This window comes from Paenibacillus sp. J31TS4 (genome assembly GCF_018403265.1).
Classification (GTDB): domain Bacteria; phylum Bacillota; class Bacilli; order Paenibacillales; family NBRC-103111; genus J31TS4.
Genome location: NZ_BOSI01000004.1, coordinates 40874 through 67008, shown reverse-complemented (window position 1 = coordinate 67008; position 26135 = coordinate 40874). Strand labels below are relative to the sequence as shown.

Annotated in this window: 25 protein-coding genes; 14 read left to right on the top strand and 11 right to left on the bottom strand. The window is 61.3% G+C overall.

The features are described 5' to 3' along the window. Nucleotides 1–231 precede the first annotated feature (231 nt). The 10 genes from KJS47_RS17735 to KJS47_RS17690 all read left to right on the top strand — a co-directional run bounded on the left by KJS47_RS17735 (nt 232) and on the right by KJS47_RS17690 (nt 10010). On the top strand, nt 232–1017 hold the full coding sequence (locus KJS47_RS17735; protein ID WP_213526408.1) for an MgtC/SapB family protein: 786 nt from the start codon (nt 232–234) through the stop codon (nt 1015–1017). Between the two features lie 361 nt (nt 1018–1378). Continuing rightward, nucleotides 1379–2677: an ABC transporter substrate-binding protein gene (locus KJS47_RS17730; RefSeq protein ID WP_213526407.1), complete on the top strand. Its 1299-nt coding sequence runs from the start codon at nt 1379–1381 to the stop codon at nt 2675–2677. Nucleotides 2678–2690: 13 nt separating this feature from the next. After that, the gene (locus KJS47_RS17725) at nt 2691–3629 is read left to right on the top strand and encodes a carbohydrate ABC transporter permease (RefSeq protein WP_213526406.1); all 939 of its coding nucleotides are present in this window, start codon (nt 2691–2693) and stop codon (nt 3627–3629) included. A gap of 13 nt (nt 3630–3642) precedes the next feature. Beyond that, nucleotides 3643–4476: a carbohydrate ABC transporter permease gene (locus KJS47_RS17720; protein ID WP_213526405.1), complete on the top strand. Its 834-nt coding sequence runs from the start codon at nt 3643–3645 to the stop codon at nt 4474–4476. A gap of 142 nt (nt 4477–4618) precedes the next feature. Further along, nucleotides 4619–5644: an SGNH/GDSL hydrolase family protein gene (locus tag KJS47_RS17715; protein ID WP_213526404.1), complete on the top strand. Its 1026-nt coding sequence runs from the start codon at nt 4619–4621 to the stop codon at nt 5642–5644. A 19-nt stretch (nt 5645–5663) separates the two neighbouring features. Beyond that, nucleotides 5664–6212 carry a glycerol-3-phosphate responsive antiterminator gene (locus KJS47_RS17710; RefSeq protein WP_213526403.1) on the top strand — a complete coding sequence of 183 codons (549 nt, stop codon included), beginning with the start codon at nt 5664–5666 and terminating at the stop codon, nt 6210–6212. A gap of 55 nt (nt 6213–6267) precedes the next feature. Beyond that, on the top strand, nt 6268–7104 hold the full coding sequence (locus tag KJS47_RS17705; protein ID WP_213526402.1) for an HAD family hydrolase: 837 nt from the start codon (nt 6268–6270) through the stop codon (nt 7102–7104). A 275-nt stretch (nt 7105–7379) separates the two neighbouring features. Next, complete coding sequence (locus tag KJS47_RS17700; RefSeq protein WP_213526401.1) at nt 7380–7916, top strand: glycerol-3-phosphate responsive antiterminator; 537 nt, start codon at nt 7380–7382, stop codon at nt 7914–7916. Nucleotides 7917–8006: 90 nt separating this feature from the next. Then, entirely contained in the window at nt 8007–8858 is an 852-nt protein-coding gene (locus KJS47_RS17695) for an endonuclease/exonuclease/phosphatase family protein (RefSeq protein ID WP_213526400.1), read from the top strand. Further along, a complete protein-coding gene (locus KJS47_RS17690) occupies nt 8859–10010 on the top strand; it encodes a GNAT family N-acetyltransferase (RefSeq protein ID WP_213526399.1) in 1152 nt (383 codons plus the stop codon). A gap of 256 nt (nt 10011–10266) precedes the next feature. Here the strand turns inward: KJS47_RS17690 and KJS47_RS17685 are convergent, their stop codons facing one another. From KJS47_RS17685 to KJS47_RS17640, 10 genes are all read right to left on the bottom strand, one after another. Continuing rightward, nucleotides 10267–11136 (bottom strand): SDR family oxidoreductase, encoded by an 870-nt coding sequence (locus tag KJS47_RS17685; RefSeq protein WP_213526708.1) that lies wholly within the window; start codon nt 11134–11136, stop codon nt 10267–10269. A gap of 82 nt (nt 11137–11218) precedes the next feature. Next, nucleotides 11219–11701, bottom strand: a complete 483-nt coding sequence (locus tag KJS47_RS17680) for a DUF2188 domain-containing protein (RefSeq protein WP_249716519.1) — start codon at nt 11699–11701, stop codon at nt 11219–11221. A 218-nt stretch (nt 11702–11919) separates the two neighbouring features. Beyond that, nucleotides 11920–12090 (bottom strand): DUF1328 domain-containing protein, encoded by a 171-nt coding sequence (locus KJS47_RS17675; protein ID WP_213526398.1) that lies wholly within the window; start codon nt 12088–12090, stop codon nt 11920–11922. 260 nt (nt 12091–12350) lie between these two features. Beyond that, nucleotides 12351–14501 (bottom strand): transglycosylase domain-containing protein, encoded by a 2151-nt coding sequence (locus KJS47_RS17670; protein WP_213526397.1) that lies wholly within the window; start codon nt 14499–14501, stop codon nt 12351–12353. Between the two features lie 108 nt (nt 14502–14609). Beyond that, nucleotides 14610–15281: a hypothetical protein gene (locus tag KJS47_RS17665; protein WP_213526396.1), complete on the bottom strand. Its 672-nt coding sequence runs from the start codon at nt 15279–15281 to the stop codon at nt 14610–14612. 143 nt (nt 15282–15424) lie between these two features. Beyond that, nucleotides 15425–16390, bottom strand: a complete 966-nt coding sequence (locus tag KJS47_RS17660; RefSeq protein WP_213526395.1) for a YihY/virulence factor BrkB family protein — start codon at nt 16388–16390, stop codon at nt 15425–15427. A 119-nt stretch (nt 16391–16509) separates the two neighbouring features. Next, nucleotides 16510–16851, bottom strand: coding sequence for a DUF3243 domain-containing protein (locus KJS47_RS17655; RefSeq protein WP_213526394.1), 342 nt, complete (start codon nt 16849–16851; stop codon nt 16510–16512). A 254-nt stretch (nt 16852–17105) separates the two neighbouring features. Then, a complete protein-coding gene (locus KJS47_RS17650) occupies nt 17106–20000 on the bottom strand; it encodes a DEAD/DEAH box helicase (protein WP_213526706.1) in 2895 nt (964 codons plus the stop codon). Continuing rightward, the gene (locus tag KJS47_RS17645; RefSeq protein ID WP_213526393.1) at nt 19997–21586 is read right to left on the bottom strand and encodes an SWIM zinc finger family protein; all 1590 of its coding nucleotides are present in this window, start codon (nt 21584–21586) and stop codon (nt 19997–19999) included. The genes KJS47_RS17650 and KJS47_RS17645 overlap by 4 nt, the downstream gene beginning before the upstream one ends. A 267-nt stretch (nt 21587–21853) precedes the next feature. After that, nucleotides 21854–22360 carry a GNAT family N-acetyltransferase gene (locus KJS47_RS17640; protein WP_249716517.1) on the bottom strand — a complete coding sequence of 169 codons (507 nt, stop codon included), beginning with the start codon at nt 22358–22360 and terminating at the stop codon, nt 21854–21856. A 207-nt stretch (nt 22361–22567) separates the two neighbouring features. Here KJS47_RS17640 and KJS47_RS17635 point away from each other — a divergent pair, with 207 nt between their 5' ends. The 4 genes from KJS47_RS17635 to KJS47_RS17620 all read left to right on the top strand — a co-directional run bounded on the left by KJS47_RS17635 (nt 22568) and on the right by KJS47_RS17620 (nt 25292). Beyond that, entirely contained in the window at nt 22568–23032 is a 465-nt protein-coding gene (locus KJS47_RS17635; protein ID WP_213526392.1) for a hypothetical protein, read from the top strand. Continuing rightward, nucleotides 23022–23453 (top strand): hypothetical protein, encoded by a 432-nt coding sequence (locus KJS47_RS17630; protein WP_249716515.1) that lies wholly within the window; start codon nt 23022–23024, stop codon nt 23451–23453. Before KJS47_RS17635 ends, KJS47_RS17630 begins: the two co-directional genes overlap by 11 nt. A 37-nt stretch (nt 23454–23490) precedes the next feature. Beyond that, entirely contained in the window at nt 23491–24753 is a 1263-nt protein-coding gene (locus tag KJS47_RS17625) for a glutathionylspermidine synthase family protein (RefSeq protein WP_249716513.1), read from the top strand. Between the two features lie 101 nt (nt 24754–24854). Further along, on the top strand, nt 24855–25292 hold the full coding sequence (locus KJS47_RS17620) for a DUF350 domain-containing protein (protein ID WP_213526391.1): 438 nt from the start codon (nt 24855–24857) through the stop codon (nt 25290–25292). Between the two features lie 368 nt (nt 25293–25660). Here the strand turns inward: KJS47_RS17620 and KJS47_RS17615 are convergent, their stop codons facing one another. Then, on the bottom strand, nt 25661–25996 hold the full coding sequence (locus KJS47_RS17615; protein ID WP_213526390.1) for a helix-turn-helix domain-containing protein: 336 nt from the start codon (nt 25994–25996) through the stop codon (nt 25661–25663). Nucleotides 25997–26135: the final 139 nt, after the last annotated feature.

Here is a 26135-nt window from a genome sequence, read left to right as displayed (position 1 = left end):
AAATAAAACTTGACAACCGGCGTGGACCTCCACATAATGGAATACAATAATCCAAAGACGCTGCTTGGGGAAAGAGACGATGAGAGAACCCGTAAGCCTGCTTCCTTCTGGTTTCCAGGGGGTGGACTGTGCTGGGACTTTCATCGTCTTTTTGCGTACCCAAAAAAACGGCGTTCATCCATAAAGCAACTTCTGTGGAAATAAATGGGTAAGAGGGAGGAAGACTTAGTTATGCCGATTACAGGAGAAATCCATCCGGAGGTCTGGCAGATCAGCCACTTGGATTTGACGCTTCGCATCATCCTGGCGCTGGTGCTCGGCGGACTGATCGGAATCGAGAGGGAATGGAGCAACCACGCGGCAGGGTTCCGGACGCATATTCTCGTCTGCGTTGGCTCGGCTGCCATCATGCTGCTGTCCATCTACGGCTTTGGGGAATTCGCGATGGAGCCCAACGTGCGGATGGACCCGGCGCGTCTCGCCGCCCAGGTGATCAGCGGTATCGGGTTCCTCGGTGCGGGGGCGATTCTGCGGACGGGGCCGACCGTTTCGGGGCTTACGACGGCGGCCTCCATCTGGGTGGTCGCGGCCATCGGTCTGTCGGTCGGAGCCGGCTTCTATTACGGCGCCATTCTGGTGACCGGCCTCGTGCTCGTCAGCTTGTTCTTCTTGAACAAGTGGGAGAAGCATCTGCTGCGCCACAGGCGCAACCACGATCTAATTGTCAAGGTGCTTGACCGCCCGGGGACGCTGACAGCGGTGACGGCCTCTCTGTCCAAGCGCGGCATCCAGATCAAGAACGTCCATCTCGAGCACGAAACCGACACGGAGATGGCGGACGGGGAGGATGCCGTCATGTCAATTCGCCTAGTGCTTAAGACCCCCAAACCGGAGGACTTGATTCATGCCATCGAGGAGGTCGGCCAGCATCCGAACGTCGTCTCTCTCGATTCGGGATCGCTGCCCGCAGCCGAGATGAAGCTGCCCAAATTTCTCTCGCGAGACCTAGACGCCTAAAAAATTTACTTGACGTGTAACCATCGGCACTGTTATAACATTAGGTGTAAGTACGACTGAACACGATAACGCTTTCGAGGAGAACGGGCTCCGGCCTGTTCCTTTCATGAAAATGAATAGCCGCGGGTGGAGACGATGAGAAAACCCGGGACAGCAAGCGCTTTTTCGCTATGGTAGCGAAGGTGTCTTAGTTGTCCGCGGGTTTTTTGTCGTCTCCTCCGTAGATAACCGCCTTACGCAAGGGGGGCGCGAGAGACACAGCGGCCAGGTTCATGGGACGAAAGACTCCGCCAGGAGGACGATCGCGGCAGAAGTACAGAAGTGAGAGACCTAGAACGAGATCATGAGGAGGAAGTTCAAGATGAAAAAACTTTGGAAGCCAGCTCTAGCAGGTGCATTGGCTGTATCCGTTGTAAGCGGTTGCGGAGGCGGGTCCAGCGATGGAGAAGCAGCACCACCCGCTCCGGAGGACAAAACGCCCGTTACGATCCAGTACTGGCACTCGCATGCTGACGCTCAGCTCGCCGGCCTCGATTACATGATCAAGGAATTCAACAAGAAATATCCGTGGATTACCGTAGAGCCTGTCTTCCAGGGCGCCTACACCGACCTGCAGAAGAAACTGCTCGCGGCGCAAGCGGCGAAGGAAGTGCCGGCTGTTGCCAACGTTGAAGTATCCGCTCTGCCGAACTTCGCGGACAGCGGCGTGTTCATGGACCTCGGCCCGTACATCAAGCGCGACAAGGTTGACACGAACGACTTCTCCAAGGGGATGCTGAAGGCATACGCCTACAACGACAAGCAGTACGGCCTGCCGCTTATCGTCAGCACCAGCGTATTCGTCTACAACAAGACGATGTTCGACAAGGAAGGCGTGAAGCCGCCGCAAACTTGGGCGGAGATCGATGAGTTCGCTAAGAAACTTACCCAGAAAAACGGCAATGAAACAACCCGCTACGCACTTTCCGTTCCGGGCTGGGACACTTGGTACTACGATCCGTGGGTCGTCAACGGCGGAGGCTCCATCCTGTCGGCCGACAAGAAAACCGCGACGATCGACCAGCCGGACAGCATGAAGTTCATGAAGAAGTTCAAAGAGTGGAAGGACGCCGGCTACATGCATATCGGCTACGGCAAAGGCGCTTCCGACGTCATGCGTCAAATGTTCTATGACGGCAAGATCGGCATGATCCAGCATACGTCCGCTCTGATCAAAATGTATCTCGAGAACGCCAAGTTCGAAATCGGCGTATCGTTCCTGCCGGGCGACAAGACCCGTACATCGCAGATCGGCGGCGCCGGCATCGCGGTTATGGATCTCGCTCCGCAGAACCAGAAGGAAGCCGCTTGGAAGTTCATCGAGTTCATGACATCTACCGAGCATAACGTGAAGTGGGCCGAGTACACCGGTTACCTGCCGACTCGCAAATCGGCGATCGACTCCGAGGAAGGCAAAACCTACTTCGGCAAGTATCCGCAGTACAAAGCAGTGTTCGACAACTTCGACAACGTTCAGCCGCGTGAGCAGCATCCGGGCTATCCGGAATTCAGCGCCTTCTACAAGGAAGCGCTTGGCAAGATCGTGCTTGAGAACGGCGAAGTAGAGCCTCTGTTCAAAGAAGCCGCCAAGAAGATGAACGACGTGCTGAAAGACTACTAATGGGGGAGTGAACATGAGCTCGCAACCAAACACGGCGGCGCCCAAAGCGTCGCCTAAGAAAAAACCGTTCTTCCATTACGGTCGGATCGAGGGGCTGAAGGATTTCTCTTTGGCCCTCCCGGCCATTTTATTCCTGCTGCTATTCACATACTACCCGCTTGTCAATTCGTTCTATCTCAGCTTCACCGACTGGAACTTGATCAAGCCGATCAAGAAATTCGTAGGGTTTGACAACTATACGCGGATTTTGACAGACGACCGGTTTTATCACGTTCTGAAAGTCACGTTCCTTTATACGATCATCGACGTTATCGTAACGCTTGTCCTCGGCCTGCTGCTCGCGCTGCTGTTCAACAAGCAGTCCAAAGCGTACGGCGTGATGCGGCTGTTCGTCTTCATGCCTTACTACATCTCGATGGTTATCGCCTCGATCGTCTTCATCTGGATTTTGAACCCGAAATACGGGGTGCTTAACAGCTTCCTCGGCACGCTGGGCATCAACCCCGTGCAGTGGCTGAACGATCCGAAGACGGCGCTCTTCAGCCTCATCATGGTTTCCGTGTGGAAAAGCGTCGGCTTTACGATGATCATCTTCATCGGCGGCCTGCGTTCCATCCCGCTCGACTATTACGAGGCTTCGAGTCTCGACGGCGCCAACAAGTTTCATCAGTTCTGGCACATTACCGTGCCGCTGCTTTCCCCGACGACGCTGTTCCTGGTCGTCACGTCCTTCATCTCCTCGATGCAGGTGTTCCAGTCTGTCGATATCATGACCGGCGGCGGTCCGCTTGAATCGACCAAGGTGATGGTCATGTGGATCTACCAGATGGCATTCGAAGAGTTCCGTGCCGGACGTTCCTCCGCGCTTGTCGTGATCTTCTTCCTGATCATCATGGCATTCACGGCTCTGCAGTTTGCCGTCTCCAAGAAGAAAGTCCATTACGAAGGGTAGGTGCCGATAACACATGACTGCAAATAGAGTTGGAAGCACCTTCCGGCTGTTGGTCGCTCTTATCGTTACGCTAATCATGTTTTTCCCGCTTTACTGGCTGCTCATCACCTCGTTCAAGACTTCGGTGGAGCTGCGTTCGGCCGTTCCGACGTTCTGGCCCGAAGCCTTCAACTTGGACAACTATAAAGCGGCGTTCAAAGCCGCCCCGTTCGGGCGGTTCTTCACCAACACGCTCATCCAGACTGTAGGTATCGTCTTCCTGCAGTTGAACATCGGTCTGCTGGCCGCGTATGCGTTCGCCAAGGGCGCCTTCGCCGGCCGCGAGAAGTTGTTCCTGCTCGTGCTGGCTGCGCTGATCGTTCCGGAGCAGGTCGTCTTCGTGCCGGTTTACATCATGATGTCTAAGCTTGGCTGGCTGAACACGTTCCTGGCGCTGATTGTTCCGCACGGCGCTTCGGCCTATGGCATCTTCCTCCTGAGGCAGGCATTCAAGTCGATCAACAACGACGTCATCGAAGCCGCCAAAGTGGACGGCGCCGGCCGCTTCCATATCATTTACAAGCTGCTTGTGCCAATTGCCCGTCCGACCGTCGTGACGGTCATCATCCTGAAGTTCATCGGAAGCTGGAACTCCTACTTCTGGCCGCTCATCATGACGAACAGCAACAAGATGCGCGTCCTGACGACGGGGATCGCGATGATGAAGGATTCCTTCGCGGGCAACGAATCGATGTCGTACAACCTGATCATGGCGGGCAGCGTGTTCGTTATCCTGCCGATCGTTATCCTGTTTATTTTCGCTCAGAAGTACATTGTCGCTGCAATGGCGAACTCGACCTTTAAGTAAGAAAGCATGGCGTCCGGCTCCTCTACCGTCGGAGCGCCTGCTCCCCGGATGCCGTCCAGCAGGCGGCTCGCCGGGCGGGCGGGCAGCCGGCAGGAGGGGAACCAGCGCTATCCGGGCAACCGGAAAGGAGTGGGAAGCTGCTATGGCAGAATTGCGTGAAGTAGCCATACACCCAGAACTGTTTCATGGAGCGATTTCGCTTGAGCCGTCTGCAAACGGATACAAGCCATGGCGGATCCCGTATCGCGAGCTGCCGCTCTTTCCGCCGAATGGCATCAGCGGCAAGGCGGAGGTGCCGGCCGGGGTCCGTTTGCGTTTTCGGACTGTCAGCACCCGGATCGAGCTGAAGGTAGAGCCGCACGGTGAACAGAGACTGTTCGACTGCGTGGCGGGAGAGACGTTCGTTACGGTCGTCCTGCCCGCTGGAGAGACTACCGTCCTGTTCGAGGGGCTGCCCGCCGATCGGTCCGTCAAGGAGATCTATCTGTCGCAGGCATGGCCGGTGACGGTAACCGGGCTCTCGGTGGAGGAAGGAGCCGACCTGACACCGGCGGCGGACGACCGTCCGCGCTGGGTGACGTACGGCAGCTCGATCACCCAGTGCGTCGAGGCCGAGAGTCCCTCGCGGACATGGCCGGCGCTGGTGGCGGCACGGGCAGATCTCCAGCTGACCTGCCTCGGCTTTTCGGGCAGCTGTCATATCGAGCCGATGGTGGCGCGGATGATCCGCGACGAACCGGCCGACTTCCTGTCCGTCTGCTTTGGCATCAATGTCATGGGCGGCTCGAGCCTGAGCCCGCGGACATTTGGCCCCGCGGTCATCGGCTTTCTCCGGCTGCTGCGGGAGAAGCACGCCGACATTCCGATCGCCGTGCTGTCCCCGATCTACAGCCCCGACCGGGAGGAGACTCCGAACAAGGTGGGCATGGACCTGCGGATGATCCGGCAGGAGGTCGAAGCGGCCGTCGCGGCGCTTCGGGAATGCGGCGATCAGCAGCTGTATTACATGAACGGGCTTGAAATTCTCTCAGAGGCGGACGGGGAGCGGCTTCACGACCGGCTGCACCCCGATGCGGCTGGTTACAAGCTGATGGCCGAGCGGCTGTATGAGCGATTCGAGCGAGACATCCCGGGGTTTCCGCTGTTCGGGCGGAAGCCGTCCGAATGAGCAGAGAGGCGGATTCAGCATGACAGACAACGAGTATCCGATTATCGCGTCGCTCACCAAGGAAGAGCAGATCGCCAAGGTCATCCGTTCCGATATTCGGCGGGTTAACCTGATGTACGGCAACATTCTTCATCTAAAAGAAACAATCGATCGGCTGCACAAAGCGGGCAAAGTCGCCTATATCCACAGCGAGATGGTCAGCGGCCTCGGCCGGGACGCCTCAGCTGTCAGGTACTTGAGCGAGGCCTTCAAGGTGGACGGCATTATCTCAACCAAGAGCAGCATCATCGCGGCAGCCAAACAGGCCAACCTTAAGACGATCCAGCGCGTGTTCGCGATTGATTCCAGCGCACTGGATACGGCCGACAAGATGATCGCCGCCAGCGATCCCGATGAGGTCGAGATGATGCCGGCCCTCATGCCGCGCGTCATCCGGGAGATCAAGGCCAAGCTGTCGAAGCCGCTGATCGTGGGCGGTCTCATCCGCACCCGCGAGGAGATTGATCAGGCGCTGGCCAACGGGGCGGATTACGTCTCCGTGGGCAGCGAATCGTTTTGGCACCGATAAAGAACCGCGGAAGTCTAGAGGCGGTCAAAAGGACAAGGAGAGCGGAGGAATCAGCTTGAGCAACATCCGTTTAATCGTAAGCGATGTGGACGGCACGCTGCTGTCGCCGGACCACCAATTGACAGGATCTGTGAAGGAAGCAGTCCGGCGGTTTACCGAAGCAGGAGGGCTCTTCACCATCGCCACCGGCCGCCCAAGCTTGACGGTGCGGAGCGTGGTGGACGAACTGGAGCTGAAGGTTCCCCAGATTCTATGCAACGGGGCGGTGATTGCCGATACCGACCGGGTATGGGAGACGACTCCTCTCGAAGTCGCCGACCTGGCCGCCGTCATGAAGGAGGCCGACCGTCTCGGCATTACCGTGCTGCTGTTCCAGGAGGACGGCATCCGGGCGCTGCGCCGGACCGATGCCCTTGACCGTTTCGAGCACAAGGAGAGAATCGCCTGTGAGCTGCTCGATCCCGAATCGGACGAGTGGACGCAGTGGTCCGTTCAGAAGCTGCTGTTCATCGGCGAGATGACCGGCATCCGCCGGTTATGGAGCGACCACAGTCCGCTGTTCCGGGAAAGCTACGCGACCTTCCAGTCCGAGGACGACTTCTGGGAAATCGTTCCGGGCGAGCAGAGCAAGGGGGAAGCGCTGCGTCGGCTGATGGCCCATCTGGAGCTGAAGCCGGAGCAGGTGATGGCGATCGGCAACCAGATGAACGATCTGGATATGATCGAGCTGGCGGGCATCGGCGTAGCCGTCGGCAACAGCCATCCGGATTTGATGGAGCGGGCCGATTACGTCTGCTCCGCCCATTACGGCGAAGGCGTGGTGGAGGCGATCGAGCGCTTTGGCCTAGGACGGGAAGCCGCGACGGCCTCCAAGGAAGTGCCCGCGAGCTAGCGGTCCGTCAGCTAAGGATGGAGAGCGGGGCCAGGGAGTGAATTGGCCGCTGGATTCAGCCGGACGCCGATCCAATTGCGCAGTAGAATGAAGATGCAGCCTGTACCCCCGAATCGGGTACAGGCTGCTTTTTATTCGCTATGAAGAATTTGGAAGCCATTCCATTAACTATATGTAAAGAAAAATTAGCTTGAACACGCGCCTGCCAGCACGATACACTAGTAGAACAAGCATATCGTGAAAGCGCTTGAAAACCGAAACAAGGGGTCCAGTTGATGAGCAACCTGCCGATCATTGCATCCATGACAAAAGTAGATCAATTGGAGTTGGTAAAGGCTTGCCGCATCAAGGATGTTATCCTGATGGCAGGCGACGTTCTTTGCCTGCAGAACATTGTGGAGGAATTGCATCGGGCCGGCAAGACCGTTTATGTCCATATCGAGATGGTGGATGGGATCGGCAGAGATGCGGCGGCCGTTCAGTATCTGGCCGACGTCTTCAACGCCGACGGACTCGTCTCGACCAAGACGAGTGCCATTTCCGCAGCCAAGCTGGCGGGACTTAAGACCATTCAGCGAGTGTTCGCTATCGATACGGCTGCCTTTGAGACAGCCGTGAAGATGATCAATTCGAGCAAACCTGACAAGGTGGAGCTGATGCCGGGCCTGATGCCTAGAGTGATTCGTGACATGAAGAAGCGAATCCGCCAGCCTCTCATTGTAGGGGGGCTGATCCGCAACCGGGAGGAAATCTTGACCGCGGTCAAGAACGGAGCCGACTACGTCTCGATCGGCGATCCGGAATTTTGGTAACACCGGGCGGCCGGGCGGCCGCCGAGCAATCCCCCAGACCGACCGGCAGATGAGTGGACTTCAGAGGGGCAAGAAACAAGGAGGTCCATGATGGGGAGCGAAACAAAACCGATTCGGCTGAAAGCGATGTCTTTCAATATATTGCATGGGGAGGGCATTGACCGCAAGCTGGATCTGGCCCGCGTCGCCAGGGTGATCCGCGAGTCGGGAGCCGATGTGATCGGCCTGCAGGAGGTCGACCGGCATTACGGCGAGCGGAGCGCCTGGGCCGACCAGGGAGCCGAGCTGGCAGAACTGCTGGGCATGCATTACGCTTACGGGGCGAATCTGCAGCTGGCTGCGCCGGAGGAGGGGCAGCCGCTGCGTGAATACGGTACGCTCGTGCTGAGCCGGTACCCGATCGTGAGGCAGACGAATTACGCGCTGTCGCAGCTTCGGGAAGCGGGCGTACATCCTGAGAAGAGAGGCTTGCTCGAGACCCGAATCGATGTCGACGGCGCGCCGCTGGTGTTCTACAATACCCATTTCGGCCTCGGGACGGAGGAGCGGCAGATCCAGGCGAGCGAGCTGCTGGAGAAGCTGGAGGGCTGCGCGGAGCCGGTGATCGTCGCCGGCGATTTCAATGCGACGCCGGACACTCCCGAGATCGGCCGGCTGCGGGAACGGCTCACTGACGCTTTCGGCGCGATGGGACTTGAAGACGTGCCGACGCTGGTGGAGCCCAGCAAAGATGACCGGTTCGAGCAGGCGCGTGGAGAAGAGAGGGCGGCCTACTACCGCCCGACCAAGCGGATCGATTTTCTCTTCTCGTCGCCTTCCCTCGAGCTGCTGGAGGCCGAACGGATCGAGCCCGTCGTCTCCGATCATTACGCCATTACGGCAGTCTATCATTATCCGGAGTCGGCAAGGCCGGCAGCCGGTAGGAACCGGGAGGACTATTAGATGGCTACAATACGCAGGCTGCAGGCCGGAGACTTTGAGGCGGCAATCGCTCTTTCCGACCAGATATTCCGCGACGCGGAGCAAGTATCGATGGGTAGGGGCTTCCCGTTCGTATTCTCGCCGGAGCTCGGCCAATCGTACGGAGCGTTTGAGGAGGACCGGCTGGTCAGCTTTATGGGACTCGTCCCTTCCGTTCTCCGGGTAGGCCCCGCAAGCATCGGCGCTTACTCGCTAGGTTCGGTCTGTACCCATCCGGATGCGCGCGGCAAAGGGATCGCGAGCCAGATGCTGCAGGACATATTCGCATTCGCGGAGCGGGCGGAGGCATCCGTTCTGCTCATCTCGGGCGGACGCGGCCTGTACCGGACGTCGAACTGCCATCCGTTCGGCGTCATCCAGCAGTATCTGCTGGACGACAGCTCGGCAGAGAAGTTCCGCCAGAGCGGGGGAGGGGCGGGCTGCCAAGTCAGGGAGGCGGACGATGCGGATTGGTTCCGCATCCATCGTCTCGCGGAGTCGCGCGCGGTGCGCTTTGAGCAGAGCCTCTGGGACCTTGCCCAGCTGATCAAGGCGGAGGCGATCTGCAGCTGCATCAAGCTGAGCCACAAGGTGCTTCTCGCGGAGCGTGAAGGCGAGGCCGTCGCCTTCGCTGTTATCGGTGTCCCGTACCCGCAGGTGAAGGGCAAGCGCGCTCCGCTGCTCATCGAGTGGGCGGGCGATGCGGCGGCGGTAACCGCGCTGCTCACGGACGCGCTGTCCCGTTATGAGCTGGATCGGCTTATTGCACCGGCTCCGTGGTTCGAAGAGCAGCTGGCACAGCAGCTGCAGGCGATCGCCGCGGAGGCGAATCCGGAGAACCGGACGCATACGATCAAGCTGATCAACCCGGCCCGGCTGCTCGAGGAGCTGGCGCCGTGGCTGCGGCAGAAGAACGAGCACCTCCAGGCGTCGCTGGCGATTCAGTCGGCGGACGGCGGATGGAAGCTGTCGCTGAACGGACGGGAAGCGGTGCTGAACGAGGAGAAGCTGATCACACTTCTGTTCGACCCGAATCCCGAACTGCCGGAAACGCTGGATGCGGAGCTGAAGAGCGACCTGGCGGTGCTGTTCCCGGCTCCGTTGCCGTACGACCGCGGCTTGAATTACGTTTAGGTTAACGAGTCTACTGGAGGAGCCGGCGAGCGGTCTCTAGCGAACGCGTTCGATTCCCGCCGAACACCGGCCTGACTGGGACGGGCGTGGCCGTACGACGCCCGTCCCCGAGAGATAGAGCGCAAGGCAAAGCCCCGCTGAGCAGCGGGGCTTTTTGATTTACGGCATATGGGAAGCGGCGCAGCCGCCGGCTTCTCGGCGAATGAGGGCTAACCGCTTGTCGGCCACCGGTTTCCCCACGGTTATGCTCGCTTCTTTAGCCGTTGACGACCGTACCGCCGTTAACATGGAGCATCTGGCCGGTCATGTACGACGAATCGTCGGAGACGAGGTAGACGTAGGCCGGTCCGAGCTCCTCCGGCTGACCCGGCCGCTTCATCGGCACGTCCGAGCCGAAGGTGGCGACCTTCTGCTCGTCGAAGGTCGACGGAATAAGCGGTGTCCAGATCGGGCCGGGCGCGACGCCGTTGACGCGAATCCCCTTGTCCACCAGGCTCGCGGACAGCGAGCGGGTGAAGGAAACAATCGCTCCCTTGGTGGCGGAATAGTCGAGCAGCTCCGGGCTGCCTTTGTAGGCCGTGATGGAGGCCGTGTTGATAATGGCCGAGCCTTCCTTCAAGTGCGGCATCGCCGCCTTAGTCAGATAGAACATGCTGAAAATGTTCGTCCGGAAGGTCTTCTCCAGCTGCTGCTGGGTAATATCCTCGATCGTCTTTTGCGGATGCTGCTCACCCGCATTGTTCACGAGAATGTCCAGCTTGCCGAGCTCGCGCACGGTCTGCTCGACGGCATCCCGGCAGAACGACTCATCGCCGATATCGCCGGCGATCAGCAGACATTTGCGTCCCTCCGCCTCGATCAACCGCTTCGTCTCCTTGGCATCCTCGTTCTCCGTCAGGTAAACGATGGAGACGTCGGCGCCTTCCTTCGCATAACAGACCGCGGCCGCTCGGCCGATGCCGCTGTCGCCGCCCGTAATGAGCGCGACTTTGCCTTCCAGCTTGCCGCTGCCCTTGTATGCTCGGTCAACTGCTTTGGGGCGGGGGGTCATCTCTTTCTCGATTCCCGGCTGTTGGTTCTGGTGCTGAGGGGGCATGGTTTGCTGTTTTCCCGATTGTTGACTCATCATGACTGGCTCCTTTCAGATTGTAGGATGGGAATGGGAGAGTGCATGGCGAAACGGGTGATGGGAGGCGGGCATAAAGGAATCAATCGTCCGGCTTGATCGTCTTCTCGATCCGGCCGTGTTCATTATGGACGTAGACCCGGCTGCCGGCATCCTCTGCAAGCTCCTTCGCTTCCCGGACCGCTTCCCGCTTCGAGTCGGCGGACGCGGCGGGCTTGTCCCGCTTCTCTTCCTTCACGTTCCATTCGCCGTCCTTCGGCACGACGTGGTAATTGGGCGCGTCGTCCGGCCCGTGGCCTGGAGGCGTCCGGCCGTTGCGCCCGCGGTGGTCGTCGTCTCCGCGGCTGGACGCCTCGGAGCTGCCGCCGTTTTGGTCCCCTCGGCTATGCTGTCCGTGGCTCTCGGACTCCTTGTCGGACCGGCTGTCCTCCCGATCCCGGCTGCCGCCTGCGGGATGGTCCTCGTCCCATTTCTCGGCTTGCGAGATGCCGATGGCGATGGCACGTCCTTCTTCGTAGTCGTCCTTCAGGAGTGCGTTGGCAATGTCGATCGCTTTGTCCCGCACACGAGGGGACAGGTTCTTCCGAATCGGGGTAATCGTTTTTGTTCCAAGGCATGGCGATTCCTCCCTTTCCAGTTTTGACCGTTCGGGCATTGGCTATCCGGCGTTCCGGCATCTTAGAGTAGGTCCCGAGACAAAAAAGCGTCATGCGGCGTACGGTCCGGCCGGCTCGATACCGGCAAGAACGCAGGCCGCATGACGGCTGGCGCAGCTATGGTGCGTTACCTGACGCCGGTACTCTTTCTTCCGAAGAAGAACGAGGCTACGAACAAGATCAGGAACAGGACGAACAGAACTTTGGCGATTCCGGCGAAGGCACTGACAAGTCCCATGAATCCGAAGATTCCGGCAACAATCGCCAGTACCAAGAACAGCATCGCATACTTCAGCATAATAACCCCTCCTTTAGGTGTAGTTTGAAACGCGGGTCCCTCTTCCATACATGGTGAGAGGTTCCTTCTTTTCTTCTTTCCCTATAGGGTAATGCTGCCATGCCTTTCTTTACCCGCCGGCGCCGTCCGGTGAAACAAGCTGGACCGAGAAAGGAAAGAGCAGCCCTCCCTGAGAGGGCTGCTCTTTCGAAAAATCCAGGGGAGGGGAAGCAAGCGGCGTGCGGGCGAAGCCAGTGGAAAGCCGCGCCTCAGTCGTTGTCTTATTCGTCGCGGTCCTTTTTGCCACGGTTCTGCTCCTTTTGCTGCTTTTCTTGCTCCTTCCGCTGCTTCTCTTCCTCTTTTTGCTTCTCTTTGAGCTCCTTTTCTTGCTCCTTGGCATTTTCTTTTTGTTCCTTCTCGTCGTCCTTGTCCCGCTTGCCGGAGTCCTTGCCGTTCGCCTTGCCGGATTCGCCGGGAGCGCCAACGGCCTGCCCGCCAGGTGCTGCGGGGAAGGGCTTAACTGGGACGCCGGCCAGCGCCCGCGTCATGATCTCGCGGAACAGCGCCGCGGGAATGGCGGAGCCGGAGGTCGTCAGGTAATGGTCCCGGTCGGTGTGCTCGTAGCCGATCCAGACGGCGGCAGCGAGCTCAGGCGTATAGCCGACAAACCAGGCGTCTTTGGAGACGTTGCCTTCAATGCCGCTGAATTCCGGGAGATCCGGCAGCTGCGTCGTGCCGGTTTTGCCCGCCACCGGCCGGTCCATGGCGGCATTGCTTCCGGTTCCGTAACGGACGGCGTTCTGCAGCAGCTCGGTCATGGCCGCGGCATGGACCGGTTCCGTCACCTTCGTCATCTCACCGCTCGCCTGGGCGAGCAGTTGGCCGTCGGAGGTGACGATCTTGACGATGGCATGCGCCTCCTTGCGGGCACCGAGATTCGGGAAGGCGCTGAACGCGGAGGCCATTTGAAGCGGGGAGACGCCCTCCGACAGCCCGCCGAGCGCGAGGCTGAGCACCCGGTCCTTCTCCGTCAGCGGAATGCCGGCCCGCTTGGCATAGCCGATTCCCGCATCGATGCCGATCTCGTTAAGCAGCCAGACGGCTGGGATGTTCCAAGAGCTGCGCACCGCCTCCTCGAGCGATACCTGGCCGCGCGTCTGGTTGTCCCAGTCTCTCGGCTGGTAGCCGTTTAGGTTGAGCGGGCCGTCGTACAGCACCGAGGAGGCGGTATAACCTTTTTCTAGAGCCGGCCCGTAGACCGCTAGCGGCTTAAAGGAGGAGCCGGGCTGCCGCCGAAGCTGCGTGGCGAAGTTGAAGCCCCGGTACACCGTATCGCCTCTGCTGCCGACGAGCCCGCGGATGCCTCCCGTCGCCGGGTCGACGATTGCTGCCCCGCTCTGGATCAGCTGATCGGGCTTGCTGGGAGGGAAAAGGCTGTCGGTCCGATAGACTTCCTCGGCCGCCTGCTGCACCTTCGGATCGAGTTGGGTGTAAATTTGGAGACCGCCGGTCATCAGCTGGTCCTCCGTGATGCCATAACGCGACTCGGCCTCACGCACCACGTAATCGACATAGGAAGGATACCGGTCCTTCAGCTCGTTCACCTTGCCCTCCTGCAGGACGATCGGCTTGGCCGCGGCGGCGGCGTACTGCTGCTCCGAGATGTACTGCTGGTCGCGCATGAGAGACAGGACGAGATTGCGGCGCTCCAACGCTTTTTCCATGTTTTTTCGGGGCGAGTAGGCACTGGGCGCCTTCGGCAGGCCGGCGAGCAGCGCCGCCTCCTCCAGCGTGAGGTCCTTGACCTCTTTGTTGAAATATTCCCGTGCCGCCGCCTTAATCCCCCAGCGGCCTTCCCCGTAATAGATGTTGTTCAGATACAGCTCGAGAATATGGGACTTGTCGTAGCTGAGATCGATCTTGATCGCATAGGCCGCCTCCTTGAGCTTGCGGGACAGCTTTTTGTCGGTCGGCAAAAACAGGTTCTTGGCGAGCTGCTGGGTAATGGTGCTGCCGCCTTCGACGAACCGCTGCGAGCGGATGTCCCGCACGAGCGCGCGCCCGATCGACACGAGATCGACACCGGAATGCTCATAAAACCGCCGGTCCTCGGTGGCGACGACGGCATTCAGGAGGTAATCCGGCATCTCGGCAAGCGGCGCCGGCTCGATCTTGGCTGAGGAAAGCAGAGAGGCCTCCTGGCCGTTCAGGTCGTACAGCATGGTAGACTTGGGGGCGGGCGCTTCCAGGCGGGAGATGTCCATCCGCGAAATGGCCAGCGCGCTGATTCCGCTGCCAAATGCCAAGAACAGGAAAACCCCTGCCGCAATCCGCCAGCCCCATCTGCGGGGACGTCCGGGCGGCTTGGGAGGGGCGGGTGGGGGAGATGCATCCGGAGAAGAGGATGCGGGACGAACAACAAGCTTTACCATTCAGAGTGACTCCTTCGGACGTATAATGACCGTCTGCCGGGTCAAGCGGGCAGACGGATGTAGGTAGTTCGGCTAGGAAGGGCCGCGCCTTCTGCAGAGAAGCTCCGCTTAGGAATGGCGATACAGGCCGGTCAGCAGAAAAGAAGAGACGCCTTCCGTCCCGAACAGGAAGCCGAGCAGAAGAGCAGGCAGCCGGGGAGAAGCCTTCTCCGGCTCCGTTCGGGAGGAAGCGTCCTCTACACTATACGCAGCGGCGGCCGGTTTTAGGTCCGCCGCGCGCGCCGGAGCCGGGAGCCGGTCGGGCGGAGAAGCGGCCGTCTGCCCGCTGGCCGGCTCCGTTCCGCCCGGAGCCTGCACCGCCCGGGCCAGCCGGACCGGCTCGAAGCGGACCGGCGGATGGCCCATGCCGAGCGGGACGAACCGGACGGCGAGCTTGTCCGCTCCGGCGGGCGGCTGCTTCAGCAGCACCGTTGTCCGCGGACCGCCCGCGGCCTTGAAGGTGTAGTCATTCAGCTGCATATGCCAGGTGCCGACTACCGGCTCCCGGCTGCGGAGCGTGAGCGACAGGAGCAGCTCGCCGCCGTCAAGCTGGTGGACGGTAAGCAGATCCGAGGCATACAGCAGCGTTCCCTCCGGTAGCGTACGCGCTTCCTCCGCGGGAATAGCGGCGACGATGCGCGCCGGCAGACGGGCGCCGTCCCCGGCGGGAGCGGCTGCGGCGGCAGTCGCCGCAGCAAGAAGAAGGCCGCTGAGGAGAGCGGCAGCAAGGCTTGTCTTCATGGAATATCCTCCCGAGTATCCGGATTTCGTTGTATACCCATATACACCGAAACCGCCCGAATGAAACCAAGCTGGATCACTTGGTTCCTTCGGGCGATACGTTGGCAGCAAGGCAATGGAAGAGGTTCCCGCCACAGATCTGATCAGGAATGAGCTTTTTCTTTGCCTCGCTTGCGCTGTCCGAGAACAGACAGCGGATCGTCCGGGTCAATCTCGCGCTGGTTATCCTGCTTGTTATGCAGAAACGGCAGATTCGGCAGCGCGAACTTCTTGCATACTGCCCTTTGCTTGCCGGAGCGGTCGAATGCCAGCGTGGCATTGATCTCGCCTCCGAGCACGATGATCGTACTGCTCAGGTAGAGCCAGGTGAGGAAGACAATAATGCCGCCGATGCTGCCGTAAGTCTTCGTATAGTTGCCGAAGTTGTTCACGTAGAATGAGAAGCCGATCGAAAAGACAGCCCAGCTTACGGTCGCGAACAGGGCACCCGGCAGCACCTCCTTGAACCGCAAATGCAGGTTCGGCGCATACCGGTAGAGGAGCAGGAAGACGCCGAGGATGACGAGGAGCGGCAGGACGAACTGCAGCACGTTCCACAGCTGCTCGAACACGCCGGGAATCGGGAAGAGGGCGAATACCTTCTCGCCGATGACCTGGCCGAAAACGAGCATGCCAAAGCTGGAAAGAATGACGAGGGCGAGTGCCAGGGTGGCGAGAATCGATACGCCCCGCACCTTCCAGAACGGGCGCGTTTCTTCCTCGTCGTAGGCTTTGTTCAGCGATTTGATCAGCGCCATAATGCCGCTCGAAGCCGACCAGATGGTCGCGATCATCCCGATCGACAGCAGCGTCCGGCTCTTGTCCTCTTGGATCTGGGCGACGAATTTGGTCACCGTCTCCGCCGACGACTGAGGCAGATAAGCGGTCAGCGTATGGACGAAGCTGTCGGCGTCCATGGAGACGAAGCCGACCAGCGACACAAGGAAGATCAAGAACGGAAAGATCGACAGGATCAGGTAATAGGTCAGCATGGCGCCCATGGCCGGCACCTCGTCGTCCTGGAACCGGCAGTAGAGATTCTGGGCGAAGGACCACCATTTGCTCTTCATTTAGATCACTCCCTTCTTGAGCGTAGAGATACGAAAACATCCTCCATCCCCGTCGAGGGAGGAGGATGCGGGGTATGGCCGATTCCGGCCGGGCGGTCAGGGGTCTTCTTCGCAGAAGATTATCCCTTCTGGGCCAGGCGGACCAGCATATGAGCCAGCTTGTGGCGCTCGTCCTGCTCGCCAACCTTCCACAGCTCCTGGAGCAGACGCTCCTCGGGGTTGCGGGGCGCTTCGTTCTTGGCCAAATAGTCGGCCACCTTCTCGGCCGCTTTGGCAAGCTGCTCTTCGTTTAAGCCGATGTTCTCGGCCATTTCCATCCGTTTATGCAAATATTGCTTGAAGCCGTCAAAATCGCTGAGGGTTTGCTCCTTCCGGCCGGCGTCCATGCGCTCGATTACTTCCTCCACACGGTCCGTGTCCAGTGATCCGTTTTTATCGATGACGTGTCTCTCGTCTTTCATGGGGGGTAAGCCTCCTTCAGGATTTGTCTTGACAGAAGGTACTTACCCGCTCCCCCCATCTTGAATCAAGCCCTGCCACCGTCCGGGGACGCCGTCTGCTTCCTCATCGGAACCAAGAAACAGCGTCTTCGGGAGGCGGGTAGGAGAACCGATGACGCGGGTGGGAGAACGCAAAAACCCGCGTCCTCTGGGACGCGGGCGGGGGAACGAGGTAGAGAAAGGGTGGCAGTACCCAGAGTGGGCACGCCATCGGACTAGGTCTCCACCCAATCGTGGCGGAGCCGGAACAGCTCCCGCAGCTCGTCGGTGGACAGCTCGGTGATCCACTGCTCGCCGCCGCCGACAATCTGGGTGCTGAGCCCCTGCTTGCGCTCGATCATCTCGTCGATCCGCTCCTCGAGCGTGCCGAGCGTGACGAACTTATGGACCTGAACATGCCTGGTCTGGCCGATCCGGTAGGCGCGGTCCGTCGCCTGGTTCTCCACGGCCGGGTTCCACCAGCGGTCGAAGTGGAATACATGGCTTGCGGCCGTGAGATTGAGGCCCGTGCCGCCGGCCTTAAGCGAGAGCAGGAACACCCCGAACCGCTCGCCGTCCGGCAGCTCCTCGTTCTGGAAGCGGGCGATCATCTCCTCGCGCGTCGCGCGGGGCGTGCCGCCGTGCAGGAACGGCACCTCCTCGCCGAGCTGTTCCTCGAGCACCGCCTTCAGCAGCCGGCCACTCTCGACGAATTGGGTGAAGATGAGGCACCGGTCGCCTTCCTGCCGCAGCTCCTTGGTCATCTCGACGATCCGGTCGACCTTGTTGGAGCGGTTCTCCCACGGTGCGTCCGCGCCTTCCTTCAGATAGAGAGCCGGATGGTTGCAGATCTGCTTCAGCCGCGTGAGCGATGCCAGAATCTGGCCCCGTCTCTCCATGGCGGACATGGTCTCCAGCCGTCCGAACAGGTCACGGATCTGGTTCTCGTACAGGGTGGCCTGCTCGGCGGTGAGCGAGACGAACGCCTTGGCTTCATCCTTGTCCGGCAGGTCCAGCATGATGGATGGGTCCTTCTTGACCCGGCGCAGCAGGAAAGGGCGGACGAGCCGCTGAACCGCCCGGAGCGCCTCCGGGTCGTTCGAGCGCTCGATCGGCGCGACGAAGCGGGCGGCGAACTCGCGGAGCGAGCCGAGATAGCCGGGATTCAGGAAGTCGAAGATCGACCACAGCTCGGTGAGCCGGTTTTCGAGTGGCGTGCCGGTCATGGCGATCCGATGGCTGCCCGCCAGTCTCCGGATGGCGCCGGCCTGTTTCGTGTAGGCGTTCTTGATATGCTGCGCTTCGTCCAGGCAAATGGAGCTCCAGACGACCGATTTCAGCTCCTCCTCGTCCAGCTGGGCAAGCGTGTATGAGGTCAGTACGAGATCGGCATCCTGCGCCCATTCCTGGAACGAATCCCCTTTCTCGCGCTGGGGGCCGTAGTGCAGCTTGACTGCGAGGCTGGGGGCGAACCGCTGCAGCTCTTTCTGCCAGTTGCCGAGCACGGACGTCGGGCAGATAAGCAGGGATGGACCGGCCTGCCGCTCGTTTTCTTTGACGGAGAGCAGGTAGGTAATCCACTGGATCGTCTTGCCGAGGCCCATGTCGTCCGCGAGACAGCCGCCCAGGCCGAAGCGCCGCAGGAACAAGAGCCAGGACACGCCCTCCTGCTGGTAGGGCCGGAGAGAGCCGTGGAAGCTCCCGGGAGGCGGAGTCTGGGGAATGGCAGCGTGCCGTTCGAGCTGGGAGAAGAACGCCTGCAGATGCTCGTTCAGCTCAAGCTCGATGCGCAGCTCCTCCTCGTAGCTGTCTTCGTCGAGGAAGCCTTCTTCACCGAATGGCTCTTCCCGCTCGCCGGTCTCGTTCTCGCCGGCATGCTCGCTTCTGAGCTGCAGCTCTAGAACGTCCCGGAAGGTCATGCCGTTCTTGCGCTCGGCCTCGCTCAAGAGACGCTGGATCTGTTTGAGCTGTTCCGGGTCGACCTGAACCCAGTTGCCGCGGAACTGGACGAGCCGGTGCTTCTTGTCGAGCAGCTCGCGGAACTCCTCCTCGGTCAGCTCCGTGTCGCCGATGGCGAGGCGCCAGTCGAACTGGAGGATCTGGCCGAGCCCGAACAGCGAGTCGGCGCCGCTGCCGACGGAGGAGCGCAGCCGGGCCTTGAGCCGCGGCTTCCGCCGTCTCGCCCGCTCCCACCAGGACGGCAGGAACAGCCGGAAGCCGGCCTCGGCCAGCCGCAGGCTGCCGTGCGCGAGGAATTCCCACGCCTCGTCGGTGGTGAGCGTCTGCCGCAGCCGGCTGGGGTCGCCGTCCTCGCGCAGCAGCGGGACTAGGTGCAGCCATTGCTGCACGTCCCCCGCTGCGCGCGGCAGCTCGTCCCCCCAGCCGTCCGGCAGCGCGGCTGACGCGCTGAGCGGCTCCTTGCGGGCATTGACCGGAACGACGACCGCCGGGTCGCGGCGGTCCTGCAGCAGCACCTGCAGGCGCCAGCCGAGCCCGCCCTCGGGCTCGAGGAGCTGGAGGCAGGTGCGGAACGGACGCGGATCGTGCTTCCAGCCGATTGCGATCAGCCAATCGTCTTCGTCTCGCCACATGTCCGCCTGGTGCGTGGTGCCGCGCAGGGCGGGCAGCGTCTCCTCGAGCCGCCGGAGCGCTTGCGCGAGCTCAGGCTCGTCATGCACCCGCTCGGCGGTGAGAGCGTCGATCCACGCACGGTAGAGCGGCGTACCTGAAGCGGGGGCTTCGGGCGCGAGCGCCAGCGTCCAGCCGATTTCCCCGGCCTTCCATTTGAGGAAATCCGGCTGGAACCGTCCCGCGTCGAGCGCTTCCTTGACCCAGGGGGCGGCCTTCCGGAGGCCCGCCAGAGCGTCCGCCCAGGTCAGCTTCAAATGCTGGAGAGGCTCGCCGCACAGCAGCTCCAGCATCGTGCCGGGCGGGATGAGGATGCCTTCGGTATGCTGCCATTGGACGGTCTCCAGGAACGTTCCATAGAACGAGGGAGTGTGCCAGGCGAACAGCAGATGCTTCAGCTCCAGTGGATCGACTGCTGCTCCGGAGGCGCGCTCGCCTCTTACGAACAGAGCGCCCGACGGATGCCAGACGGCATGAAGCGACAATGCGAGAGAAGGAATCATGACGGCCAAGGTCCTTTCTTCAGCTCTTCCTGGAAGGCCCGCAGCCGGGCGTACTGCTGGGACAGGAGGCGGAGATACGCCTCCCAGCGCCCGGTCTGCCCGAGTCTGCCGTACAGCGTATAGAGCGATTTGAGCTGCCGGACGGCCTGCTTGTAGGAGGTTCTCGTCTTCTCCAGAATGGTCCGTTCGACGGCATGGTGATACAGCGGCAGCAGAAGCTCGGGAGCGGCCGCTTCCACCGCCTTGAGCTCGGCGGAAGGGAGGGCGTGCGGCTGCACCCCGTGCGCCAGCTGCAGATCGATCCAGGCGCGGTACCGCCGGGTCTTCATCAAGTAGGCGGAGTAGTAGGCGTAGCTGCGGGGCAGCATGCCCCGCATGACCGCGAGCCATTCCTCGTCGTCGTCCAGATGCTGGACGGCGTCCATCCAGTAGCTGCAGTACGCGTGGAACTCGTCCTGCTTCCAGCGGGAGAGGTGGGGCTGCAGCCAGCGCAGCCAGGCGAGCAACTCGCCCCAGTCTCCAGCCGCTTTGCTTTCCTCGAGCAAGAAGGCAAAATCGGTGAACCGGGGCGTCTGCAAGCCGTCTAGCAGCCGGCGCGCCTCCTCTCCTCTGCCCTCCGCCGCCTCGAAGGAGGCGAGGGCGTGGAGCAGCACGTCGCGCTGCCGGGGAGTAAGCCCAGCTTGCTTGAGCCGGAGCTCCAGCTGGCGGCGCTCCGTTACAATGGCCTCCGGGCTGCCGAACAGCCGGCTCCAGAGCATGCGGTAGGCGTCGACCCAGGGGGCGGGGCCGGGCTTGCCGCGCAGCGCCCAATCTCGGACAAGGCGGACGGTCTCGTCCCAGTGGCCGGGGTAGGCGCGCCGGAGGCGAGGCCCATCGCCCTTGGCCGCAAACTCCGCCAGCCTGCGCAGGCAGTGGTCCGCCGCGGATCGGCTGCCGGCCTCGTGGTACGACGACAGGTAGGCGGTTTGGTGGACGGCATGGAACTCGTCCAGCCGCCGCAGCACGAACAAGCCGACATGGAGTCCGTACAGGCTACGCAGGCCGGGCTCCCACTGGGCGGCAAGCGGAAGCAGCATCGCCCAGGCGGCTTCCTGGAACGTATCCACCGTCCGGTGGTGGTCCAACGTATAGCCGAAGAACCGCTGCTCGAACAGCTTGTGCCAGCCGGACGGCGGCATGTCCGGTATCGGCAGGGCAGGGCCGGCAGCCTCGCGCGCCGGCTTCTCCTGCTGCCGCTGGTTGCGAGTGCGGGTCAGCTGCCGGTGCTTGATCTGGATGAGCAGCAGCTCGGGCCGGCCGTGGGCCGTATACGCCTGGAAGATGGCGGCCGCCATATGGGCGCAATACCCGTCCGCGGCGCAGCTGCACTCGCTTTTGGAGAACTGATCGAGATTCACTTCCACTTCGCCGGGCGTCTTGCCGAGCACCCGGGCGTGCAGATAGAGCCCTTGCTTCAGGCCAAAATCACGCACCATTCCCTTGTGGAACAGCTCCCACCCGCGTTCCGCCGTCTCGGGCTCGAAGCGGGTCTGCAGCTCTTCCACGAGCATGGTCATTCGGTTTTTGGGAATTTTGACCTTCAACATGATGCGAATACCTCCAGTAGACGGGTGAGAAAGCCCGGTTCTGCGCGGCAGCCGTCCTCTGCCTGCCGATTCCGGCAGGGCCGGAACGGCGCTCTCTTCTCATGCAAACCCGGACACCGAGAGCCCGGGCACGGCGCACCGCCTGCCGGCGGGACACGGGACCCGGGCCGCATCGGCCGGGAGGACCGGCTAGCGCGGTCCGAATGAGCGGCCGGTGGCAAAAATCGTTACCCTTAATCATATCAGATTTCCCGAAGGTTTGCTCTCTTAACCTCGCGTCTCGCGCCGGTCCTCCGGGCTCCCGGCATACACCATGCAATAAAACTCGGCCGGGCCGGTGGGCGTGCTGCGGACATACCGGTCGGTAACCGCAAAGCCGGCCCGCTCATACACGGCCCGGGCCCGTTCGTTCCACACGAGCACCTCCAGGTCGATCGAATGCGCGGGCTGGAGCCGGGCGGCTTCCTCTGCCAGCGCGCGGACGAAGGCGGCCCCATACCCTTTTCCCCGCCAATCAGGGTGAAGACCGAGGCCGATCCGGGTATTGCCGGACATGGGAAAATACTGCACGAAGCCGCACAGCACTCCTTCGGCCCGAACCGAGCGGTATTGGGCTTCCCGGATGGCGGGGTCGGCGAACTCTTCCTCCCGGCGCAGGAGCTCCTCCCATGGACTCCAATTGTAAAGGTCGTAGGGAGGCTCGTAGCGCCAGGTGCAGATGGCCCGGGCGTCTTCTTCGCTCATGGGCTTGATAACGAATTCAGGCGACGGCATTGGCTTCCTCCTTAGGCATATTCGGGCGGTGAGGGGCGGATGGGGCATTTGCCCTGTTTCCGTCCCGGTTCTCTCCATTATACTTGGCTGGGGACATTCCCGCCCAGGCGAAAACAGGAACGCAAAAAAATGACAAACCGAGCAACCTTTGGGGATGTTCGCCCGTATAACATGCGTATTCACCGGCAGAGGGAGGAGAGAACCGGCATGAAGCGGCTGGAATATAGACGATATGCCGACCGGGAGCCGTTCCCAGTGCTGTATTATTACGATCCGATCGATCAGCTGGAAATTGCGCTGCGCGGCACCTGCGACTATTTTGTGAAAGAGGGGATCGTTTACGAGACGACGTCGTTCGCCGCCGAGGCGGACACGTATGTGCTGTATGTCCGGGAGGCGGAGGAAGAGCGGGCGCTGAACACCGAACCGGTACACAAGCCGGATTGGCGGGGCATCCGCATCGAGGTGCGGGAGTATTTGGAAGGGACGGACCGCTATCCCGTTCTCCAGTACCTGCATTATGAGACGAAGGAGGAGGCGCTCCTCCGGCTGTTCAGCGATTTCCTCTATTTTGAGGGCAAGGAATGGGAGAAGACGTCCGCGGAGGTGGACGAAGACCGCAAGGTCTACGTGTATTACGTGAAGGAGGCGAACCCCGGCTATGGAAGCTAGACAGACAAACGAGATTCCGTTAGAGACAGGGGACGCGGAGCAGCGGCAAACGGGGGACCCGGCGGACCAGGCTGCCGGAGGAATCCGCCCGCAGGCACACCGGGGAGCCGCCGGAGAGACGGTCAAACGCACAGGCCGGACGACCAGATTGGTCGCCCTGTTCCTGACGGCGGCACTGACCGTCGGCGGCACTGCGGCCTGCTCGGGCAGCGAGGAGTGCTACGACAACAACAACGACGGCTACTGCGATGACGACGGCAGCGCGGTCGGCGGCTATTACGGGACCTCCTCGGGAGGCACGATGTACTACCGCGGCGGCAGAAGCTCCTCGTCCAGCAGCGTCAAGGCGAGCTCCTCGAACGGCATCAGTACGGGTTCCAAAGGCGGCATCGGCAGTTCGAGCGGCTCGAGCAGCAGCTGACGGCCCCGCAAGCGGCTTGGGGAGGGGAGGAAGACCATTGAGGAAGGAAGAGAATTCGTCCTATGCCCGCAGGAGAGAAGCGCTGTATGGGCCGCTTCGCGCGGAAGGAGTTTTCACCTGGGATTGCATGTACGGGCAGGAATACGCGCTGGCGGATGTCTATCCGCTGGCCGAAGAGACCGTCGCCGAGCTGCGGACGGCGGCCGAGCGGCTGAGCCGGATCTACGCCAGGGCAATCGCCGTCGTGCGGCAAGCGCCGGAGGAGCTGCTCGGGGAGCTGGGCGTCCCGCGCGCCGCCTGGCGGGCCGTTCGCCTGTCCGTGCTGGGCGGGCGCGGCATTCCTACCGTTGTGGGGCGCTTCGACTTTGCGCTGACGGCGGACGGGGTCAGGATGCTCGAATTCAACAGCGACACGCCGACGGGGATCGTCGAGGCGTATCATGTGAATGGCCGCATCTGCCGGCATGACGGGCTCACCGACCCGAACGAGGGAATGAGCCGCCACTTCCGGGAGGCGTTCGGAGCGGCGGCCGCGCTGTATGCCGAGCAGGGGCTGCCGGACGGCGAGATCATCTTCAGTGCGCTCGGCTGGCACGAGGAGGACGTGGGGACGACCCGGTATCTGCTCGCCCAATCCGGCCTCAGCGGATCCTTCGCTCCGCTCGAGGCGCTGCGGGTATACGAGGATCGGCTGCATGTACTGGAGCAGGGAGAGCACCGGCCCGTCGGCCTGCTGTACCGGCTGCATGCTCTCGAGAAGCTCGCCGAGGACCGGGACACCGACGGATACCCGACCGGCGAGCATGTGCTGGAGCTGATCGCGGACGGCCGCGTCGCGGTGCTTAATCCGCCGGAAGCATTCCTCGCCCAAACCAAGGCGATGCAGGCGCTCATCTGGACGCTGCACGAGGAGGGAGAGTTCTTCACGGAGGAGGAGCACGAGGCGATCGCCCGTTACATGCTGCCGACCTATCTGGAGAACCGCTTCGAGGGAACCGGACGCGCCTACGTCCGCAAGCCGGTATGGGGGCGCGAGGGTGGAGGCGTCACGTTGATCGGGCCCGCGGGCGAGGTGCTCGCGAGGGACGAGGAGCCGCTCTACTGGGATCAGCCGATGGTGTACCAGCAGCTGGCCGAGCTGCCCGAGACCGAGGTCGAGACGCTGCAGGGGCGCTACTCCGGCCATCTGTTGCTCGGCACCTTCTGCATCGGCGGCGTCCCGTCGGCCATTCTTGCCCGCGTCGGCGGACGTATTACCGGGAATCTGTCCTATTATCTTCCCGTGGCAATCAAGCCATGACCGCGAGGGGGCGGCGCGCCTGCACGCCGTCCTGCAGGAAGAGGCGGTTTAAGGGCAACAAGCAAGCAGTTATTTTATGGCGATAGAGGAGGCCACCCCATATGCTGACCCAATGGGATGCAATTATGAATTTCCTGCTGTATCTCGGCGTGACCGTGCCGATGCTTGCGCTCGGCATGTTCGTCTTCATGCTTACCACGCCGTACAACGAATACAAGCTGATCAAGGAAGCGACCGTAACCAGCGACCCGGCCAAGCTCAACGCGGCCAAGGCGGCGGCTCACGACCTCGGAGGCAAAATGATCGGGCATGCGCTCGTGCTGGCGTCCGCGGTCTATCACTCGCTCGGCATCGGGGATCTGCTGCTGTGGGGCGTCCTCGGCATTGTATTCCAAGTGCTGATCTTCTATATCTTCGAATGGGTAACCCCGTTCAGCGTCGTCAAGGAGATTCCGAAGGGGAACGTCTCCGTCGGTATCTTCACGTCCCGGGTGAGCCTGGCGTCGGGCCTGCTCATGGCGGCGCTGATCAGCTACTAAGGAGCAGTGCGCTGGAGCCGGCCTTCGGCAGATGATGGCAACATACCAAAAAAAGCTTCTCCGGAGTCCCGCCTATAGACGGGTGTTCCGGGGAAGCTTTTTTTGCGATCCGGGCTGGACGAGCGGCAACAAAAACAGGGCGTCCGCCCGCGCAAACTGGCAAATCGGCGAAATGTAGCGCATATAAAAGAAGGGGCTATTCTCGGAATCGGAAGGAGGGAGCGGCACCACTCGATAAGGGAACCCACTCGTTACATAGGCCGGCCCGGCGTCTCCCGCGCGAAGCTCCCGGCGTGAAGTGCACGGCCGTCACAATGGCGTTGGTCAACCACATGCGCCATTGCCTCTGCTTCCCGGGAGCACCAGCGTTAGTCGCCCGTTTCCTTGGTTTGATCGAGCCTCCACTTATTGAAAGCGAGGAATTCGCGGAACTGCTCCTTGCTGATCCCCGAAGCCATTGCTTCGTGAACGAGCTCCTGCCATTCGGGATCGAGCTCTTCCTCGGCGGCGGTTCCGGTCAGGATGGCGTCCAGAGGAACCTGGAGGGCGGCTGCGATTTTTTCGACGAATTGAATCGAGGGATTGGACTGAACGCCTCTTTCGACATTGCTCAAGTAAGATTTCGCCACTTGCGCCTGCTCAGCCAACTCGGTCAGGGTGAAGCCTTTTTCTTTGCGAAGCAGATGGATACGGTTTCCAATCACCGGCACTCGTCCTCTTTTGTAGGTTCTAGTGAAGCCATTATACCAGACAAAGCGCGAAAGAAATATAAGGTTTGGGACCCGGCGGGTTCGGGTTTCCACTCCGCCAAGGCGCGAACTATGTAGAAATTTGATTGACAAA

Bases quoted from the DNA above. Each gene is read 5' to 3' on its own strand.
- KJS47_RS17735 (WP_213526408.1), top strand. From the start codon at position 232: ATGCCGATTACAGGAGAAATCCATCCGGAGGTCTGGCAGATCAGCCAC.
- KJS47_RS17730 (WP_213526407.1), top strand. From the start codon at position 1,379: ATGAAAAAACTTTGGAAGCCAGCTCTAGCAGGTGCATTGGCTGTATCC.
- KJS47_RS17725 (WP_213526406.1), top strand. From the start codon at position 2,691: ATGAGCTCGCAACCAAACACGGCGGCGCCCAAAGCGTCGCCTAAGAAA.
- KJS47_RS17720 (WP_213526405.1), top strand. From the start codon at position 3,643: ATGACTGCAAATAGAGTTGGAAGCACCTTCCGGCTGTTGGTCGCTCTT.
- KJS47_RS17715 (WP_213526404.1), top strand. From the start codon at position 4,619: ATGGCAGAATTGCGTGAAGTAGCCATACACCCAGAACTGTTTCATGGA.
- KJS47_RS17710 (WP_213526403.1), top strand. From the start codon at position 5,664: ATGACAGACAACGAGTATCCGATTATCGCGTCGCTCACCAAGGAAGAG.
- KJS47_RS17700 (WP_213526401.1), top strand. From the start codon at position 7,380: ATGAGCAACCTGCCGATCATTGCATCCATGACAAAAGTAGATCAATTG.
- KJS47_RS17695 (WP_213526400.1), top strand. From the start codon at position 8,007: ATGGGGAGCGAAACAAAACCGATTCGGCTGAAAGCGATGTCTTTCAAT.
- KJS47_RS17690 (WP_213526399.1), top strand. From the start codon at position 8,859: ATGGCTACAATACGCAGGCTGCAGGCCGGAGACTTTGAGGCGGCAATC.
- KJS47_RS17685 (WP_213526708.1), bottom strand. From the start codon at position 11,136: ATGAGTCAACAATCGGGAAAACAGCAAACCATGCCCCCTCAGCACCAG.
- KJS47_RS17675 (WP_213526398.1), bottom strand. From the start codon at position 12,090: ATGCTGAAGTATGCGATGCTGTTCTTGGTACTGGCGATTGTTGCCGGA.
- KJS47_RS17670 (WP_213526397.1), bottom strand. From the start codon at position 14,501: ATGGTAAAGCTTGTTGTTCGTCCCGCATCCTCTTCTCCGGATGCATCT.
- KJS47_RS17665 (WP_213526396.1), bottom strand. From the start codon at position 15,281: ATGAAGACAAGCCTTGCTGCCGCTCTCCTCAGCGGCCTTCTTCTTGCT.
- KJS47_RS17660 (WP_213526395.1), bottom strand. From the start codon at position 16,390: ATGAAGAGCAAATGGTGGTCCTTCGCCCAGAATCTCTACTGCCGGTTC.
- KJS47_RS17655 (WP_213526394.1), bottom strand. From the start codon at position 16,851: ATGAAAGACGAGAGACACGTCATCGATAAAAACGGATCACTGGACACG.
- KJS47_RS17650 (WP_213526706.1), bottom strand. From the start codon at position 20,000: ATGATTCCTTCTCTCGCATTGTCGCTTCATGCCGTCTGGCATCCGTCG.
- KJS47_RS17645 (WP_213526393.1), bottom strand. From the start codon at position 21,586: ATGTTGAAGGTCAAAATTCCCAAAAACCGAATGACCATGCTCGTGGAA.
- KJS47_RS17640 (WP_249716517.1), bottom strand. From the start codon at position 22,360: ATGCCGTCGCCTGAATTCGTTATCAAGCCCATGAGCGAAGAAGACGCC.
- KJS47_RS17635 (WP_213526392.1), top strand. From the start codon at position 22,568: ATGAAGCGGCTGGAATATAGACGATATGCCGACCGGGAGCCGTTCCCA.
- KJS47_RS17630 (WP_249716515.1), top strand. From the start codon at position 23,022: ATGGAAGCTAGACAGACAAACGAGATTCCGTTAGAGACAGGGGACGCG.
- KJS47_RS17620 (WP_213526391.1), top strand. From the start codon at position 24,855: ATGCTGACCCAATGGGATGCAATTATGAATTTCCTGCTGTATCTCGGC.